Genomic DNA, 16989 nt, shown 5'->3' on the forward strand with positions numbered 1-16989 from the left:
GCCCGTACCGCGTTCGGATCAGGCGCGGGCGTACTGGGCGGGACCGCTGTACGCGACGCCGAGCTTGGCGGCGGCGCGGCGCGGCCAGTACGGGTCGCGCAGCAGTTCCCGGCCGAGCAGCACCAGGTCGGCCTCGCCGCTGGCGACGATCTGCTCGGCGTGCTCCGGCTCGACGATCAGGCCGACCGCGCCGGTGGGTACGCCGGCCTCGCGGCGGATCTGGGCGGCCAGCGGCACCTGGTAGCCGGGGCCGAGCTGCGGGATGCGCTGCTCGGTGCTGACGCCCCCGGAGGAGGTGTCGACGAGGTCGACGCCGACGGCGGCCAGCTCCCCGGCGAGCACCACGCTGTCCTCGACCGTCCAGCCGCCCTCGACCCAGTCGGTCGCGGAGATCCGGGTGAGCACCGGCACGCTCTCGCCGACGGCGGCGCGTACCGCGCGGGCGACCTCCAGGGTGAGCCGCATCCGGCCGGCCCGGTCGCCGCCGTAGGAGTCGGTGCGGTGGTTGGTCAGCGGCGACAGGAACTCGTTCAGCAGGTACCCGTGCGCGGCGTGGACCTCCACGGCGGCGAAGCCGGCGGCGAGGGCCCGCTCGGCGGCGGCGGCGAACGCGTCGATGACGCCCGCGATGCCCGCCGCGTCGAGCGTGGTCGGCGTCCGGTAGCTGGGGCTGAACGGGTCGGCGCTCGGGGCGACCGGCGTCCAACCGCCCTCGGCGTCCGGCACCCCGCCCTTGCCCGAGTCCCACGGTCGGTAGGTGGAGGCCTTGAAGCCGGCGTGTGCGAGCTGAACCGCCGGCACCGCGCCGTGCGCGGCGACGAACGCGGCCACCGGCCGCCAGGCGTCCACGTGCGCGTCGGACCACAGCCCGGTGTCCTGCGGGGAGATCCGACCCTCGGGGAGTACGGCGGTCGCCTCGGTCAGCACCAGTCCGGCCCCGCCGATCGCGCGGGTGCCGAGGTGGACGAGGTGCCAGTCGGTGGGCAGGCCGTCCGGGCCGGCGGAGTACTGGCACATCGGTGCCATGGCGACGCGGTTGGGCAGGGTGACCCCACGCAGGGCCAGCGGTGTGAACAGGGAACTCATGTGCTCATCCTCTCGGTACGACGACGGACCCCGCTGTCGAGGGGTCCGTCGTCGTGGGAAAACGGGTCAGGCGGGTACGGGGTTCAGCTCCGGGCGGGTGTCGGCGGCCACGGTCTCCGGCTCGGTGAGGTCACGTCGGCCGGCCGAGTCGTACGCGGCCCGGTCGAGGGTGCCCTCCCGGGCGGCGACGACGGTCGGCACCAGCGCCTGCCCGGCAACGTTGGTGGCGGTGCGCATCATGTCCAGGATCGGGTCGATGGCGAGCAGCAGGCCGGCCCCGGCCAGCGGCAGGCCCAGCGTGCTCAGGGTGAGGGTGAGCATCACGATCGCGCCGGTCAGGCCGGCGGTGGCCGCCGAGCCGACCACCGAGACGAAGGCGATGAGCAGGTAGTCGGTGAGGCCGAGCTGCACGCCGAACACCTGGGCCACGAAGATCGCGGCGAGGGCCGGGTAGATCGCGGCGCAGCCGTCCATCTTCGTGGTGGCGCCGAACGGCACCGCGAACGAGGCGTACTCGCGGGGGACGCCGAGGCGCTCGACGGAGCGCTGGGTCACCGGCATGGTGCCCACCGAGGAGCGGGACACGAAGGCCAGCTCGATGGCGGGCCAGGCGCCGGCGAAGAAGCGCAGCGGGTTGAGTCGGCCGGCGAGGATCAGCACCAGCGGGTAGACCACGAACAGCACGATGGCGCAGCCGACGTAGACGGCGGTCGTGAACTTCGCCAGCGGAGCCAGCAGGTCCCAGCCGTACGAGGCGACGGCGTTGCCGATCAGGCCGAGCGTGCCGATCGGGGCGAGCCGGATGACCCACCACAGGGCCTTCTGCACGATCTCCAGCAGCGAGCGGTTCAGCGCCACGAACGGCTCGGCGGCCTCGCCGACGAGCAGAGCCGCCGCGCCGATGACGACGGCGAGGAAGACGATCTGCAGGACGTTGCCCTCGACGAACGCGCCGACCGGGTTGGTGGGCACGATGCCGGTGAGGAAGTCCGTCCACGAGCCGGTCTTCTTCGGCGCGGCCGCGCCGCCCAGGTCGAGGGTCACGCCCCGGCCCGGGTCGACGAGCAGGCCGAGGCCGATGCCGATGCTCACCGAGATCAGCGCGGTGATGCCGAACCACATGAGGGTCTTGAGGGCGAGCCGGGCGGCGTTGGCCACGCCGCGCAGGCTGACCACGCTGACCACGATGGCGGTGAAGACCAGCGGCGGTACGGCCAGCTTGAGGAGCTGGACGAAGAGGGAGCCGACAGTGTGCAGGGTGGTGGTCAGCCAGCTCACGTCGTTGGCGCGGGCCAGGAAGCCGAGCGCCACGCCGAGTACGAGGCCGAGCAGGATCTGCACGGAGAAGGGGATTTTGCGCAGGCCGAAGGGCATGGGATGTCCAAGTGGGGTGGTCTGGTCGGGGTAGGCGTGTGGAGGACGGCTACGCCGGACAGATGCCGCTGGCCTGCAGTCGGAGATCGACATACAGGCGGACGGTGAGGCCCCAGACATTGTTCATCGTTGGTCGACGATACGCCGATAAGTTCGATCTGCAAGGTGTGATGCTCGTGACGCTCCTTACAGACTTCTCTCGCGGAAAGTCAGGGCCAGTGCGGTGCCGGTGGCCACGCCCCACAGCACGGCCAGCGCGAGAACCACCCGCTCCACCACGCCCACCAGCGAGCCCCGCCCGACCACGAGCATTGCCAGGCCGATCGTGGCGCACAACGGCAGGGCCAGCGCCGCCGTCACCGCGGCCAGACGGCGTACCACCGGCCCGGCCGGCCCGGACACGGCCAACGCCACCATGGCGAGGACCACCGCCGCCGTCGCCGCGATGCTCGCGCCGCCGTGCACCAGGTCGGCAACCGTGGTCCGCTCGAACGGCGGCAGCGGGCATCCGGCAGAGCAGGTCACCGCCCCGGAGACCGCCGTGAGCACCGCGCCGCCGGCGAGCAGCGCCGGCGCGACCCGGACCCCGGGCGGCAGCGCCGCGGCGATCAGCAGCAACGCGCCGGCAAGGGCCAGAATCCCGATCCGGTACGTCACGGCGTGCGCGCTGCCCGCGATACCGGCCTCGCTCACGTACCCGGTGAAGCCCGGACCGGGACCGGCGACCACCGCGACCGTCACCGCGACCGCCCCGGCCACCGCGCAGCCGGCGGCAGCGGACGCGGCGACCCGGCGGGCCAAGCTCCCCTGGCCGGGAGGCGTCGTGGCGGTGCCGGCCCGACCCGGCTCAGCCACGTCCGTGCGGCGTCGTCCAGCCGGACTCGTCGGGCCCCAACGGCACGATGCCGGTCGGGTTGATCTCCCGGTGGGTGCCGTAGTAGTGCCGCTTGATGTGGTCGAAGTCCACCGTCTCGCCGAAACCCGGCGTCTGGAACAGGTCCCGGGCGTACGCCCAGAGCACCGGCATCTCGGTCAGCTTGTTCCGGTTGCACTTGAAGTGCCCGTGGTACGCCGCGTCGAAGCGGACCAGCGTGGTGAACAGCCGCACGTCCGCCTCGGTGATCGCGTCCCCCATCAGGTAGCGCTGGCCGCCCAGCCGCTCGGAGAGCACGTCCAGCCGGGCGAAGAGCGCCCGGAACGCCTCGTCGTACGCCTCCTGCGAGGTCGCGAAGCCGCACCGGTAGACGCCGTTGTTGACGTCGGTGTGGATCTCGGCCATCAGCGCGTCCATCTCGGGGCGCAGCGCGACCGGGTACAGATCCGGGGCGTCGGGGGCGTGCAGTGACCGCCACTCGGTGGAGAAGTCGAGGGTGAGCTGCGGGTAGTCGTTGGTGACCACCCGGCCGGTCAGGGTGTCGACCAGCGCCGGCACGGTGACCCGGCCGGTGTAGTCCTCGTCGGTGGCCAGGTACGCCTCGGAGAGGAAACGGACGCCGAGGACCGGGTCGAAGCCGTCCGGGTCGAGCGCGAACGCCCAACCCCGCTCGTCCCGGATCGGGTCGACGGTGCCCAGCGAGATCGCGTCGTCCAGCCCGAGCAGGCCACGCACGATCCTCGCCCGGTGCGCCCACGGGCACGCACGGCACCAGATGAGCCGGTACCGGCCGGCCTCCAACGGCCAGCGGTCCTGCTCGTCCGGACCGCCGCCGGGAGGGGAGGTCGAGTCGGCGGTGACCCGACCGGTGAACCGGTTGGGCTGACGGACGAACGCGCCGCCACGGCTGGTCTCTGCGCTGAACTGGGCCCGGGCCATGCCGTCAACCTATCCGTTGCCGGCGTGGATATCCTGGCGGCCGGCAGCCCCCGCGATCCGGTGGGCGTGCCCCACCCCCCGCCGTCTGCACCCCTGAAGGACTCGCGATGACCGTGGCATACCTGGTGGCCGGTGTCCGTACCCCGATCGGCCGGTACGCGGGCGCGCTGGCCGGCGTCCGCCCCGACGACCTGGCCGCCCACGTGATCCGCGAGCTGGTCGCCCGGCACCCGTCGGTGGACTGGGCCCGCGTCGACGACGTCGTGCTCGGCTGCGCCAACCAGGCCGGCGAGGACAACCGCAACGTGGCCCGGATGGCGGCGCTGCTCGCCGGGCTGCCCGAAGAGGTGCCGGGCAGCACGGTCAACCGGCTCTGCGGCTCCGGCCTGGACGCCCTCGCCACCGCCGCCCGCTCCATCGTGGCGGGGGAGGCCGAACTGGTGATCGCGGGCGGGGTGGAGAGCATGAGCCGGGCGCCCTTCGTCGTGCCGAAGGCGACCTCGGCGTACTCCCGCTCCGCCGAGATGTACGACACCACCCTGGGCTGGCGGCTGGTCAACCCGCTGATGCGCGACGGCTGGGGGATCGACTCGATGCCCGAGACGGCGGAGAACGTGGCCGCCGAGTACGGCGTCGACCGCGCCGAGCAGGACGCCTTCGCGTACCGCTCGCAGCAGCGCGCCGCCAAGGCGCAGGCCGACGGCCGGTTCGCCGAGGAGATCGTCCCGGTGTCCGTTCCCGCCGGCCGTCGGGAGACCCGGCTGGTCGAGGTCGACGAGCACCCGCGCGAGACGTCGCTGGAGAAGCTGGCCGCGCTGCCCACGCCGTTCCGCGACGGCGGCACGGTGACCGCCGGCAACTCGTCGGGCGTCAACGACGGCGCGGTGGCCCTGCTGGTGGCCGGCGAGGCCGCGGTGCGGCGGTACGGCCTCACCCCGCTGGCCCGCGTCGTCGGCGCGGCGACGGCCGGCGTGCCGCCCCGGATCATGGGGATCGGCCCGGTGCCGGCCACCCGCAAGCTGCTCGACCGGACCGGCGTCGACCTGGCCGCGGTGGACGTCGTCGAGCTGAACGAGGCGTTCGCCGCGCAGTCCGTGGCGGTGCTGCGGGAACTGGGACTGCCCGTCGACGCCGAGCACGTGAACCCCAACGGCGGCGCGATCGCGCTCGGGCACCCGCTGGGCGCGAGCGGCGCGCGGCTGGCGCTCACCGCCGCGCTGGAGCTGCGCCGCCGGGGCGGCCACCGGGCGCTCGCCACCATGTGCATCGGTGTCGGTCAGGGCATCTCGCTGCTGCTGGAATCCGCCACCTGAGTGCGGAAAGTTACGTGAGGGGATCTCCCGTACGCGGTGGCCGGCGGCCTAGAGTGGTCCACACCACACGACCCGCGGGGTCGGCCGGCGGCCGCGTACGCCCGTCGACGCCGGTGCCGCCTCGCGCCGCGGCGACGAACTGGGGGGCACACCGATGCCGGACGCACTGCCGACCGAGATTGACCTGACCCGGCCGAGTGCGGCCCGGGTGTACGACTACTTCCTGGGCGGGGCGCACAACTTCGAGATCGACCGGCAGTTGGCCGAGCAGATCGCCAGCATGACCCCGAACCTCGCGGCCACCATGCGCTCCGGCCGCGAGTTCCTGCGCCGCGCCGTCCGGGCGCTGCTCGACGCCGGTATCGACCAGTTCCTCGACATCGGCTCCGGCATCCCGACCGTGGGCAACGTGCACGAGGTGGCTCAGGCGGCCAACCCGAAGGCCCGGGTCGTCTACGTCGACATCGACCCGGTGGCGGTCGCGCACAGCCGGGAACTGCTCGCGGGCAACGACCTGACCGGAGTCATCCACGCCGACCTGCGCGAGCCGGAGCGGATCCTCGCCGAGACCCGACGGCTCGGGTTGATCGACTTCGAGCGTCCCATGGGCATCCTGCTGGCCGGGGTGGTGCACTTCGTTCCGGACGCCTACCGTCCCGACGAGATCCTGGCGACCCTGCGGGCCGCCGCCGCGCCGGGCAGCTTCCTGGTCGTCTCGCACTCCACCTTCGAGGACCAGCCGCAGGAGATGCTGGACGCCCAGCGCCTCTCCTCCCGGACCGACACCGAGATCACCCTACGCTCCCGCGCGCAGGTCACCGGCTTCTTCGGCGACTGGACGGTGCTCGAACCGGGCGTCGTGCACATGCCACTGTGGCGCCCCGACTCGCCCGAGGACGTCGACGAGCACCCCGAGCGGTTCGGCGCCTTCGGCGGCGTCGCCCGGTACGACCAGCCCGCCGGCTGACCCCGTGGCCGCCGTCCCGGACCCCACCGGGGTCGACGTCGGCCGGACCGGTGTCGAGGCGTACGCCGCTGACTGGGCCCGTGTCGTACGCCGCATCGGTTTCGTGCCGCTCAGCGCGGCCGAGACCGAGCGGTTGCTGCTGCTGCACACCGTCCGGCTGGCGGAGATCGTGCGCGCCGAGCCGTTCAGCGCCCGTCCCGCCGAGGAGGTGGGGCGGGCCCTGGTGGAGGCGCACCTGACCGAGCCCCGGGCGTTGGAGTGGTCGCTGCGTGCGCTCGGTGACGACTTCCCCGCCCGGGTGCTGGCGGCCGACGGTCGACCCGCCGATCTGGGCGACCGGATCGCGGCGGCGCAGGGCGCGTTGGCGGCCGGGTTCGCCCGTGCGCTGCGCGACCGCACCTTCGCCCAACAGGAGCGCATCGCCCGTTCGGCGTGGCAGGCGCGGGACGAGGTCGAGCAGGCGTTGCGCGACAGCGAGGCGCGGTTCCGGGCGGTCTTCACGGGCGCCGCCATCGGTATCGGCATCGCCGGGGTGGACGGGCAGATCATCGACGTCAACACGGCCTTCGCCGAGATGCTCGGCTACTCGATCGAGGAGCTGCGCCGGATCAACGTGGCGGCGCTGTTCCACGCCGACGACGCCGCCGGCATGTGGGAGCTGTACCAGGAGCTGATCGAGGGCAAGCAGGACTCGGCCCGGGTCCAGAAGCGCTACTACCGCAAGGACGGCAGCGTCGTGTGGACGGATCTGGCCGTGTCGCTGATCCGGCACGACGACGGCCGGCCACGGTTCACCGTCGCGATGATCGAGGACATCACCGAGCGGTACGAGCTCCAACAGCGGCTGCGCTTCCAGGCACTGCACGATCCACTCACCGGGCTCCCCAACCGGACGTTGTTCTTCGAGACGTTGGGCCGGGTCTTCGACACCGCCGCCCCCGGCCAACGAGTCGGGGTGTGCTTCCTCGACCTGGACGGCTTCAAGGCAATCAACGACAGCCTCGGCCACGACCTCGGCGACCGGCTGTTGGTCACGATCGGCCGGCGGCTCGCCGAGTGTGTGGCCGACCGGGGTCACCTGGTCGCCCGGATGGGCGGCGACGAGTTCGTCATCCTGGTCGACGGCGGTGGTGACGTCGAGGACGCGGTGGCGGTGGCGGAGGCCGCGCTGGCCGCCGTCGCCGCGCCCGTACACGTCGGCGACCAGCAGTTGGCGGTCTCGGCCAGCGTCGGGATCGTGGACTGCCCGGCCGCGGAGACCACCGCCTCGGAGCTGATGAAGGCCGCCGACACGACGCTCTACTGGGCCAAGGCGGCCGGGCGGGGTCGGTGGGCGGTGTACGACCCGGAGCGCAGCGCCCGTGACCTCGCCCGCTCGGCGTTGGTCGCCGGACTGCCGGCCGCGCTGGACCGGGGCGAGTTCGTGCTGCACTACCAGCCGATCGTGTCGCTGCTGGAGGGCACGATGCTCGCCGTGGAGGCGCTGGTCCGCTGGGAGCACCCGGAGCTGGGTCTCATCGGTCCGGATCACTTCATCGGCCTCGCCGAGGAGACCGGTCTGATCGTCCAGCTCGGCGAGTGGGTGCTGCGGCAGGCCTGCCGCGACGCCGAGCGGTGGTGGCGGGAGTTCCCCGAGGCGCGGGTCGTGGTCAGCGTCAACCTGGCCGCCCGGCAGGCCGACGACCCGGCGATCGTCGCGACGGTGGCCGACGCGCTCGCCACCAGCGGTCTGCCGGCGGAGCTGCTGCAACTGGAACTGACCGAGAGCGCCGTCATGGGCAGCGCGGGCGAGCCGCTGCGCAGCCTGCACCGGCTCGCGGCGCTGGGCGTCCGGCTCGCGGTCGACGACTTCGGCACCGGCTACTCCAACCTCGCGTACCTGCGGCGGCTGCCGATCCACTGTCTGAAGCTGGCCGGCCCGTTCGTCGAGGGCATCCGCGCCGACGGTACGGATGAGGCGGCGGACCACCGCGACGAGCGGATCGTCGACGCGTTGGTCAGGTTGGCGCACGCGTTGGAGCTGTGGGTCACGGCCGAGGCGGTGGAGACCGGCGTGCAGGCGGAGCGGCTACGGGCCCTGCGCTGCGACACCGGGCAGGGGCGGTACTTCGGCGCGCCGGTGCCCGCGCAGGACATTACGGCTCGGCTCCGGCAGGCTACGGCGTGAGGCGCGCGGGCTGGCCGGCGACGGACGGCGACGGCGTGAGCGGCGGGCCGGTCCGGTCCGCGTGGTGCCGACGGAAGGCGACGGCGTGAGCCTGAACGACTCGCAGACGGTGGTGACCGTGGTGGCCGCGCTGGCCATCGTGGCCGGGCTGGCGGGTGTGGTGGTGCCCGGCCTGCCGGCGCTCCCGCTGTGCTGGGGCGGGGTACTGGTGTGGGCGATCTTCGGCGGGGCCGGCCTCGCGGGTTGGGCGGTGTTCGCCGCCGCCACGCTCGTCGCGGTCGGCGGCATGATCGTGAAGTATCTCTGGCCGGGGCGGAACCTCAAGCGGACCGGCGTGCCGACGTCGTCCCTGCTGGCCGGGGGCGCGCTCGGGCTGGTGGGGTTCTTCGTGATCCCCGTGGTCGGCCTGCTGCTGGGTTTCGTCCTCGGGGTGTGGGCGGCCGAGCGGCTGCGGCTGGGCAGCAACCGGCTCGCCTGGCCGTCCACCGTGCAGGCCCTCAAGGCGGTCGGCCTGTCCATGCTGGTGGAGTTCCTGGCCGGCCTGACCATCGGCGCCCTCTGGGTCGGCGGCCTCCTGCTGACCTGAGCGGATCCGCGACGGGCGGGGTGCCCGGCCGTCCGGCCAGGCACCTCGCCCCGACCGTCGGCCTAGTAGTCCTCGGAGCGGGTGAACTTGCGACTGCCGTTTGCTCCGTCCTGAACCCACACGGTCACCCGGACCTTTTCGTTGGGCGTGGGGTTGGCGTAGTTGCCCCCGTCGCAGGTGTTGACGCCGCTGGCGGCCTCGGCTCTGGCGATGATTTGGCCGGTGCGGACGATCTTCATCTCCGCCTTCGCCCGGTAGCCGTCCTTCGCGTCGTCGCAGACCGACAGATCCCAGGCGTTGTAGACACTCAGGTACGCCGTCGCGGAGCCGTTCGTGGTCCCGACGACGATCTCGTAGAGGGCGGCGGTCCGCGCGGCAGCGGTGCCCGCCTGGGCCGCCGTCGCGCCGACGGGCAACAGCATGAGCATGGCCAGGGCGATGGTTGAGATCCTTCGCAGCACTGGGCGTCCTCCCGATCGTGTGCCGGCCGCAATCAGGTCGGCCGGATGACTCCACGGTGGGGGCGCCGGATCAACCGGGGCAACGGTGGTGGGCGTTCGGGACGGTTCCGAACAGCCGGCCAGGGCCGGGCGCGGCGGCGCGGGGCGCCTTTGTCGGATACGGCGGGAGGCCGTACGCGAGAGAGAGGCGGCGCCCCGCGCCACCGGGTGCCGGACGTTGCCGAGCGCCCGGCGGAGCCCGTCGCGATCGGGCCTGGTCACGGGTAACAGCATGCGGTCGTCCACGGTCCGGTGGCAACGGGATTAGCGGGACGGCACCCACGACGTATTGACCGCCCCTGATCATCGGGACGACACTTTGCGCACTCGTTCACGGAACCACCTCAGGGAGGTGCGCAGTGGCCACGACGCCCGTTCCGACCGCAGAGCAACCAATGGACGACGACGCCCGGCGACTCGCCGAACTCGGCTACAAGCAGGAACTGCGCCGCAAGTGGAGCGGCTTCTCCAACTTCGCCATCTCGTTCTCGATCATCTCTATCCTGGCCGGCTGCTTCACCACGTTCGGCCAGGCGTGGAACAACGGCGGGCCGGTCGCCATCTCCTGGGGCTGGCCGCTGATCTCACTGTTCATCCTGATCATCGGCTTCTGCATGGCCGAGCTGGTGTCGGCGTACCCGACAGCGGGCGGCATCTACTGGTGGGCGGCGACCATGGGTCGTCCGGTGCACGGGTGGTTCACCGGCTGGTTGAACCTCATCGGCCTGGTCGCCGTCACCGCGTCGGTCGACTACGGCTGCGCTACCTTCCTCAACCTCACCCTGTCGGCGCTCTTCGACGGGTGGGCCGGGACGCTGCGGCAGGCGTTCGTCCTGTTCGTGATCATCCTGGCCCTACACGGGCTCATCAACATCTACGGGCACCGGATCATCGACGTACTCCAGAACGTCTCGGTCTGGTGGCACGTGGCCGGCGCGGCCGTCGTGGTGGCCATCCTGGTGTTCGTCCCGGACAACCACCAGAGCTTCCAGTTCGTGTTCACCGAGCGGTTCAACAACTCCGGCTTCGGTGACGGTGACACCGGCGGCCTGACGTTCTGGTTCTACGTGCTGCCGCTGGGCTTCCTGCTCACCCAGTACACGATCACGGGCTTCGACGCCTGCGCGCACGTGTCCGAGGAGACCCGGGGCGCGTCCCAGGCCGCCGCCAAGGGGCTCTGGCAGTCGATCTTCTACTCGGCGGTCGGCGGCTGGATCCTGCTGCTGGCCTTCCTGTTCGCGGCCACCGACGTCGAGGCGGTCAACGCCGCCGGCGGCTTCTCCGGCGCCATCTTCGAGTCCGCGCTGACCCCGGTCTTCTTCAAGATTGTCATCATCATCTCCACCATCGGGCAGTTCTTCTGCGGCATGAGCTGCGTGACGTCGATGAGTCGCATGGCGTACGCGTTCAGCCGCGACCGCGCCGTGCCGGGCTGGCGGCTCTGGTCGAAGGTCGACCGCAACGGCACCCCGGTCAACGCGATCATCGGCGCCACGATCGCCGGCCTGGTGCTCACCCTGCCGGCGCTCTACGAGAGCTCGGCCGGCATCCCGATCGCCTTCTACGCGGTGGTCTCCGTCGCGGTGCTCGGCCTCTACCTGTCCTTCCTCATCCCGATCGCGCTGCGGCTGCGCATGGGCGACCGATTCGTGCCCGGTCCCTGGACGCTGGGACCCAAGTACAAGCTGCTCGGCTGGATCGCCGTCATCGAGATCGCGGTCATCGCCGTGTACTTCGTGCTGCCGATCGTGCCCGCCGGGGTGCCCGGCAACGACGAGTTCACCTGGTCGGCGGTGAACTACGCGCCGCTGGCCGTCGGCGGGGTGCTGCTGGTGGTCGCCGTCTGGTGGTACGCGTCGGCCCGCAAGTGGTTCACCGGCCCCGTCCGTACCGTCGAGGAACGTGCGCCGGCGGCCGAGCCGACGCCTGTCGACGGCCCGGCCTGACCCGCGCCCGGCGGGGTGGCCATCGCGGCCGCCCCGCCGGGTTTGCCGCCCGCGCCGGCGGGGGCATTGACGGTGATCCGGTTTGCCAGTAGACCTTGGTGATGGAGGCCCGCTCATGAGGAATGCGCCGCTCACGCTGGAACAACTGCGGGTCGCCGTCGACGATGGCGAGATCGACACGGTGGTGCTGGCCCTGGTCGACATGCAGGGCCGGTTGCAGGGCAAGCGGTTTCACGCGCCCTTCTTCCTCGACCAGGTCGTCGAGGGCGGCAGCGAGGGCTGCAACTACCTGCTGGCGGTGGACGTCGACATGAACACCGTCGACGGGTACGCGATGTCGAGCTGGGAACGCGGCTACGGCGACTTCGCCATGGTGCCGGACTTCGACACCCTGCGCCGGGTGCCCTGGCAGCCCGGCTCGGCGATGCTGCTGGCCGACCTCGCCTGGCTGGACGGCTCCGGTGACGTGGTCGCCTCGCCCCGGCAGATCCTGCGCCGGCAACTGGACCGGCTGGCCGAGCACGGGCTGACCGCGTACGCCGGCACCGAGCTGGAGTTCGTGCTGTTCCGCGACTCGTACGAGGACGCCTGGCGGCGCGGCTACCGCGACCTCACGCCGGCGAACCAGTACAACGTGGACTACTCCCTGCTCGGCACCGCCCGGGTGGAGCCGCTGCTGCGACGGATCCGCACCGAGATGGCCGGCGCCGGGCTCACCCCGGAGAGCGCCAAGGGCGAGTGCAACCTCGGCCAGCACGAGATCGCCTTCCGGTACGACGAGGCGGTGGCCTGCGCCGACCACCACGTCATCTACAAGAACGGCGCGAAGGAGATCGCCGCCCAGGAGGGCATGTCGATCACCTTCATGGCCAAGCCGAACGAGCGGGAGGGCAACTCCTGCCACATCCACTTCTCGCTCCGGGACGCGTCCGGCTCGTCGGCCATGCTCGGTGACGGGCCGGCGCACCTGAGCGAGACCGGGCAGCAGGTGCTCGCCGGGCTGCTCGCCACCATGCGGGAGTTCAGCCTGCTCTTCGCCCCGAACATCAACTCCTACAAGCGTTACCAACCGGGCTCGTTCGCCCCGACGGCGCTTCGCTGGGGCGTCGACAACCGCACCTGCGCCCTGCGGGTGGTCGGGCACGGGCAGGGCATGCGGGTGGAGAACCGGGTGCCCGGGGCCGACGTCAACCCGTACCTGGCGATCGCCGGGCTGGTCGCGGGCGCGCTGCACGGCATCGAGCAGGGGCTGGAGCTGGGCGCGGAGTGCACCGGCAACGCGTACGACGACCCGGACGCCGAGCGCGTCCCCACCACGTTGCGCGACGCCCTGACCCTGTGGGAGAAGTCCGACGTGGCCCGCGAGGCGTTCGGCGACGAGGTGGTGGCCCACTACGCCAACCAGGCAAAGGTGGAGCTGAGCGCATTCGACGCGGCGGTAACGGACTGGGAGCTGACCCGTGGCTTCGAACGCCTCTAGCCCGGGGCCGTCCTCCGCCGCGATCTTGCACTTTCTGTCGTTGGTTTGGGATGACCCACGGCTTATGTCGGCACAGAAACTGCAAGATCGCGGGGGATTGGGCGAGGGGTGGGGCGCGTGAGCGTGCTTGTTGATCCGGCTTCCGGGGTGGGGTTTCGGGAGGTTGTCGGGGCTTCGGTTGGGGACGTCGACGCCGCGATCTCGCGGGCCGCGAAGGCGTTTGCGACGTGGCGGGACGTTGCTCCGGGGGATCGGGGGCGGTTGTTGCGGCGGTTCGCCGCCGTTGTCGACGCGCATCTGGACGAGCTGGCCCGGTTGGAGGTGCGCAACTCCGGGCACACCATCGGCAACGCCCGCTGGGAGGCCGGCAACGTCCGCGACGTGCTGGACTACTACGCCGGTGCGCCGGAGCGGTTGACCGGCCGGCAGATCCCCGTACCCGGTGGCCTCGACGTCACCTTCCACGAACCGCTCGGTGTGGTCGGCGTGATCGTGCCGTGGAACTTCCCGATGCCGATCGCCGCCTGGGGGTTCGCCCCGGCCCTCGCCGCCGGCAACACGGTGGTGCTCAAACCCGCCGAGCTGACCCCGCTCACCGCGCTGCGCCTGGCCGAGCTGGCCCGCGAGGCCGGCCTGCCCGAGGACGTGTTCACCGTGCTGCCGGGCGAGGGCGCGGTGGTGGGGGAGCGGTTCGTCAGCCACCCGGCCGTCCGCAAGATCTGCTTCACCGGCTCCACCGAGGTCGGCACGCGCATCATGGCCGGCTGCGCCGCCCAGGTGAAGCGGCTCACCCTGGAGCTGGGCGGCAAGAGCGCCAACATCGTGTTCGCCGACGCCGATCTGGAGACCGCCGCCGCGACCGCGCCCGGCGCGGTCTTCGACAACGCCGGCCAGGACTGCTGCGCGCGGTCGCGGATCCTGGTCCAACGACCGGTGTACGACCGGTTCCTGGAACTGCTCGAACCAGCGGTACGCGCGGTGCGGGTCGAGGACCCGTCCCGCGACACCGCCGAGATGGGCCCGCTGATCAGCGCCGCTCAACGGGACCGCGTCGCCGGTTACGTGACCGGCGCGAACGTCGCCTTCGCCGGCTCGTGCCCGGACGGCGCCGGCTTCTGGCACGCGCCCACCGTGCTGCTGGCCGACTCGCCGGCCGACCGGCACTGGCGGGAGGAGATCTTCGGGCCGGTGGTCTCGGTGCTGCCGTTCGACGACGAGGCCGACGCGGTGCGGCTCGCCAACGACACCGAGTACGGCCTCTCCGGCTCGATCTGGACCCGCGACGTCGGGCGCGCGCTGCGGATGGCGCGTGCCGTCGACTCGGGCAACCTCAGCGTCAACTCGCACTCCTCGGTGCGCTACTGGACCCCGTTCGGCGGGATGAAGCGCTCCGGACTCGGCCGTGAGCTGGGCCCGGACGCGCTGCACTCCTTCACCGACGTCAAGAACGTGTTCATCGCGACGAAGGAGTGAGGCCAGTGCAGGGTCGGTTGCAGGACCGGGTGGCTGTGGTCACCGGAGCGGGCAGCGGGATCGGGTTGGCCACCGTCCGGCGGTTCGCCGCCGAGGGGGCGCGGGTGGTCTGCGTCGACATCGACACGGAGGCCGGCGAGAAGGCCGCCCAGGAGTGCGGGGGCGAGTTCGTCCGCGCCGACGTCGCCGACGAGGCGGCGGTACGTGACCTGTTCGACGGGGTGGCCGAGCGGCACGGCCGGGTGGACATCGCGTTCAACAACGCCGGCATCTCCCCGCCGGACGACGACTCCATCCTGGACACCGGCCTGGACGCCTGGGAGCGGGTGCTGCGGGTCAACACCACGAGCGTCTACCTGTGCTGCAAGTACGCGATCCCGCACATGCGGCGGCAGGGCAAGGGGTCGATCATCAACACGGCCTCGTTCGTGGCGTTGATGGGGGCGGCGACGTCGCAGATCGCGTACACCGCGAGCAAGGGCGGGGTGTTGGCGATGACCCGCGAGTTGGGTGTGCAGTTCGCCCGCGAGGGCATCCGGGTCAACGCGCTCTGCCCCGGACCGGTGGCCACCCCGCTGCTGCTGGAGCTGTTCGCCGCCGATCCGGAGCGGGCCGCCCGCCGGCTGGTGCACGTGCCGATGGGTCGCTTCGGGCAGCCGGCGGAGATCGCCGCCGCGGTGGCCTTCCTGGCCAGCGACGACGCCTCGTTCATGACCGCCGCGCAGTTCGTCGTCGACGGCGGGATCACCGGCGCGTACGTCACTCCCCTATGAAGCGGCCACTGATCGGGATCAGCGCGTACGCCGAGCCCGTCGACTGGGCCGTCTGGCGCGGTGTGCGGGCGGTCCTGGTGCCCGAGGCGTACGTGCGGGCGGTGACCGCCGCCGGTGGCCGGGCGGTGGTGCTGCCCCCGGACGACGCCGACGCCGACGTGCTGGCGGTCCTCGACGGGCTGCTGCTGGCCGGGGGCGCCGACGTGGGCCCGGGGCGGTACGGCCAACAGCCGCACCCGCGGACCGAGGACCGGCCGGAGCGGGACGCCGGTGAGCTGACGCTGCTGGCGGCAGCCCTCGCCGCCGACCTGCCCGTGCTCGGGGTCTGCCGGGGGATGCAGCTGCTCGCCGTCGCCTACGGCGGCACCCTGCACCAGCACCTGCCGGACGTGCTCGGCTCCGAGGCGCACCGGCCGGCGCCGGGCGTCTACGGCGCCCACCCGGTGCGCTTCGCGCCGGGCAGCCTCGCGGCGCGGACCCTGGCCGGGGTCGAGCAGGTCAACTCGTACCACCATCAGGCGGTCGCCACCCCGGGCCGGCTCACGGTGACCGGCTGGGCGGCCGACGGTGTGATCGAGGCGGTGGAGGATCCGGACCGCGCGTTCGTGCTGGGCGTGCAGTGGCATCCGGAGAACGAGCCGGACCCACTGCCGATCACCGCGCTGGTCCGGGCCGCCCGGGGGTCCGGCCCGCCGGTGAGTGATCAGGACGAGGAGGTACGCGTGGCGGAGTCACCGGTGCTGTGACGCAGGTCGCCCCCGCCGCGTGGGTCGGGCGGTGGGAGGATCAGGGCATGGGCAAGGTCTATCCGGAGATCGACGGTCGTCTGCGGGAGTTCATCGCGGCCCAGCAGGTCTTCTTCGTGGCTACCGCGCCGTCCGGTTCCGAGGGGCATGTCAATGTCTCACCGAAGGGCATGACGGGCACCTTCGTGGTCCTCGGCCCGCACCGGGTGGCCTACCTCGACTATCACGGCAGCGGGGCGGAGACCATCGCCCACCTGCGCGACAACGGCCGCATCACGCTGATGTTCTGCGCCTTCGACGGGCCGCCGAAGATCGTGCGCCTGCACGGCAGGGGTCACACCGTGGCGGTGACCGAGGCGGGCTTCGCCGACCGTCTCGCCGAGTTTCCCGCTCCACCGGACGTGCACGCCGTGCGGGCCGTCATCACCGTCGACGTGCAGCGGGTCAGCGACTCCTGCGGCTACGCGGTGCCGCTGATGGACTACCGCGCGGAACGCGACCTGTTACTCACCTCACACTCCCGCCGTACGGCCGATGATCTGGTGACCTATCGCGCCACCAAGAACGCCGCGAGCATCGACGGCCTGCCGGTCTTCTGAGTGGTCAGAGCCCTCTGAGCCCTCGTCGGCGGGCCGCGTCCGTCGCCTGTTCCCGGGTCGCCGACGACCGGACCGCCACTAAACAGCGTCCACGGGTCGTCATGCGTTACGTTGCTGGTCCGCCGGGGTACAAGTCGGAGCACGGCGCTTGAAGATCAACGGCTGC

The 16989-nt window shown here is 72.0% G+C and carries 15 protein-coding genes; 10 read left to right on the forward strand and 5 right to left on the reverse strand.

Going from position 1 to position 16989, the window contains the following annotated elements; translation table 11 throughout:
- Window positions 1–18 precede the first annotated feature (18 nt).
- The 4 genes from ACIA3K_RS23440 to ACIA3K_RS23455 all read right to left on the reverse strand — a co-directional run bounded on the left by ACIA3K_RS23440 (window position 19) and on the right by ACIA3K_RS23455 (window position 4273).
- Window positions 19–1086 carry an NADH:flavin oxidoreductase/NADH oxidase gene (locus ACIA3K_RS23440; RefSeq protein WP_396803737.1) on the reverse strand — a complete coding sequence of 356 codons (1068 nt, stop codon included), beginning with the start codon at window positions 1084–1086 and terminating at the stop codon, window positions 19–21.
- Between the two features lie 66 nt (window positions 1087–1152).
- On the reverse strand, window positions 1153–2448 hold the full coding sequence (locus ACIA3K_RS23445; RefSeq protein WP_396803930.1) for a dicarboxylate/amino acid:cation symporter: 1296 nt from the start codon (window positions 2446–2448) through the stop codon (window positions 1153–1155).
- A 198-nt stretch (window positions 2449–2646) separates the two neighbouring features.
- Complete coding sequence (locus ACIA3K_RS23450) at window positions 2647–3315, reverse strand: DUF998 domain-containing protein (RefSeq protein WP_396803739.1); 669 nt, start codon at window positions 3313–3315, stop codon at window positions 2647–2649.
- Window positions 3308–4273, reverse strand: a complete 966-nt coding sequence (locus ACIA3K_RS23455; RefSeq protein WP_396803741.1) for a glutathione S-transferase family protein — start codon at window positions 4271–4273, stop codon at window positions 3308–3310. The genes ACIA3K_RS23450 and ACIA3K_RS23455 overlap by 8 nt, the downstream gene beginning before the upstream one ends.
- A 107-nt stretch (window positions 4274–4380) precedes the next feature.
- Between ACIA3K_RS23455 and pcaF the strand changes: the two genes are divergently transcribed.
- The 4 genes from pcaF to ACIA3K_RS23475 all read left to right on the forward strand — a co-directional run bounded on the left by pcaF (window position 4381) and on the right by ACIA3K_RS23475 (window position 9306).
- Entirely contained in the window at window positions 4381–5586 is a 1206-nt protein-coding gene (gene pcaF / locus ACIA3K_RS23460) for a 3-oxoadipyl-CoA thiolase (protein ID WP_396803743.1), read from the forward strand.
- Window positions 5587–5740: 154 nt separating this feature from the next.
- Window positions 5741–6553: an SAM-dependent methyltransferase gene (locus tag ACIA3K_RS23465; protein ID WP_396803745.1), complete on the forward strand. Its 813-nt coding sequence runs from the start codon at window positions 5741–5743 to the stop codon at window positions 6551–6553.
- A gap of 4 nt (window positions 6554–6557) precedes the next feature.
- Window positions 6558–8720: a putative bifunctional diguanylate cyclase/phosphodiesterase gene (locus ACIA3K_RS23470; protein WP_396803747.1), complete on the forward strand. Its 2163-nt coding sequence runs from the start codon at window positions 6558–6560 to the stop codon at window positions 8718–8720.
- An 85-nt stretch (window positions 8721–8805) separates the two neighbouring features.
- Window positions 8806–9306, forward strand: a complete 501-nt coding sequence (locus tag ACIA3K_RS23475) for a DUF456 domain-containing protein (RefSeq protein ID WP_355051621.1) — start codon at window positions 8806–8808, stop codon at window positions 9304–9306.
- Window positions 9307–9368: 62 nt separating this feature from the next.
- Here ACIA3K_RS23475 and ACIA3K_RS23480 read toward each other — a convergent pair whose 3' ends face one another.
- The gene (locus tag ACIA3K_RS23480) at window positions 9369–9767 is read right to left on the reverse strand and encodes a hypothetical protein (RefSeq protein ID WP_396803749.1); all 399 of its coding nucleotides are present in this window, start codon (window positions 9765–9767) and stop codon (window positions 9369–9371) included.
- A gap of 434 nt (window positions 9768–10201) precedes the next feature.
- On the opposite strand from ACIA3K_RS23480, the gene ACIA3K_RS23485 reads away from it, so the two are divergent.
- From ACIA3K_RS23485 to ACIA3K_RS23510, 6 genes are all read left to right on the forward strand, one after another.
- Entirely contained in the window at window positions 10202–11752 is a 1551-nt protein-coding gene (locus tag ACIA3K_RS23485; RefSeq protein ID WP_396803751.1) for an amino acid permease, read from the forward strand.
- A 115-nt stretch (window positions 11753–11867) separates the two neighbouring features.
- Window positions 11868–13232: a glutamine synthetase family protein gene (locus ACIA3K_RS23490; protein WP_396803753.1), complete on the forward strand. Its 1365-nt coding sequence runs from the start codon at window positions 11868–11870 to the stop codon at window positions 13230–13232.
- Between the two features lie 123 nt (window positions 13233–13355).
- Entirely contained in the window at window positions 13356–14705 is a 1350-nt protein-coding gene (locus ACIA3K_RS23495; protein WP_396803932.1) for an aldehyde dehydrogenase family protein, read from the forward strand.
- Window positions 14706–14710: 5 nt separating this feature from the next.
- Window positions 14711–15478: a 3-oxoacyl-ACP reductase gene (locus ACIA3K_RS23500; protein WP_396803755.1), complete on the forward strand. Its 768-nt coding sequence runs from the start codon at window positions 14711–14713 to the stop codon at window positions 15476–15478.
- A complete protein-coding gene (locus tag ACIA3K_RS23505; protein WP_396803757.1) occupies window positions 15475–16224 on the forward strand; it encodes a gamma-glutamyl-gamma-aminobutyrate hydrolase family protein in 750 nt (249 codons plus the stop codon). Before ACIA3K_RS23500 ends, ACIA3K_RS23505 begins: the two co-directional genes overlap by 4 nt.
- Window positions 16225–16271: 47 nt before the next feature.
- Window positions 16272–16823 carry a pyridoxamine 5'-phosphate oxidase family protein gene (locus ACIA3K_RS23510; protein ID WP_355051628.1) on the forward strand — a complete coding sequence of 184 codons (552 nt, stop codon included), beginning with the start codon at window positions 16272–16274 and terminating at the stop codon, window positions 16821–16823.
- Window positions 16824–16989 lie beyond the last annotated feature (166 nt).

It is taken from the genome of Micromonospora sp. NPDC051543 (genome assembly GCF_044454415.1).
Lineage (GTDB): Bacteria > Actinomycetota > Actinomycetes > Mycobacteriales > Micromonosporaceae > Micromonospora.

Coding starts and splice junctions, on each gene's coding strand:
- ACIA3K_RS23440 (WP_396803737.1), bottom strand. CDS start 1,086: ATGAGTTCCCTGTTCACACCGCTGGCCCTGCGTGGGGTCACCCTGCCC.
- ACIA3K_RS23455 (WP_396803741.1), bottom strand. CDS start 4,273: ATGGCCCGGGCCCAGTTCAGCGCAGAGACCAGCCGTGGCGGCGCGTTC.
- pcaF (WP_396803743.1), top strand. CDS start 4,381: ATGACCGTGGCATACCTGGTGGCCGGTGTCCGTACCCCGATCGGCCGG.
- ACIA3K_RS23465 (WP_396803745.1), top strand. CDS start 5,741: ATGCCGGACGCACTGCCGACCGAGATTGACCTGACCCGGCCGAGTGCG.
- ACIA3K_RS23485 (WP_396803751.1), top strand. CDS start 10,202: ATGGACGACGACGCCCGGCGACTCGCCGAACTCGGCTACAAGCAGGAA.
- ACIA3K_RS23490 (WP_396803753.1), top strand. CDS start 11,868: ATGAGGAATGCGCCGCTCACGCTGGAACAACTGCGGGTCGCCGTCGAC.
- ACIA3K_RS23505 (WP_396803757.1), top strand. CDS start 15,475: ATGAAGCGGCCACTGATCGGGATCAGCGCGTACGCCGAGCCCGTCGAC.
- ACIA3K_RS23510 (WP_355051628.1), top strand. CDS start 16,272: ATGGGCAAGGTCTATCCGGAGATCGACGGTCGTCTGCGGGAGTTCATC.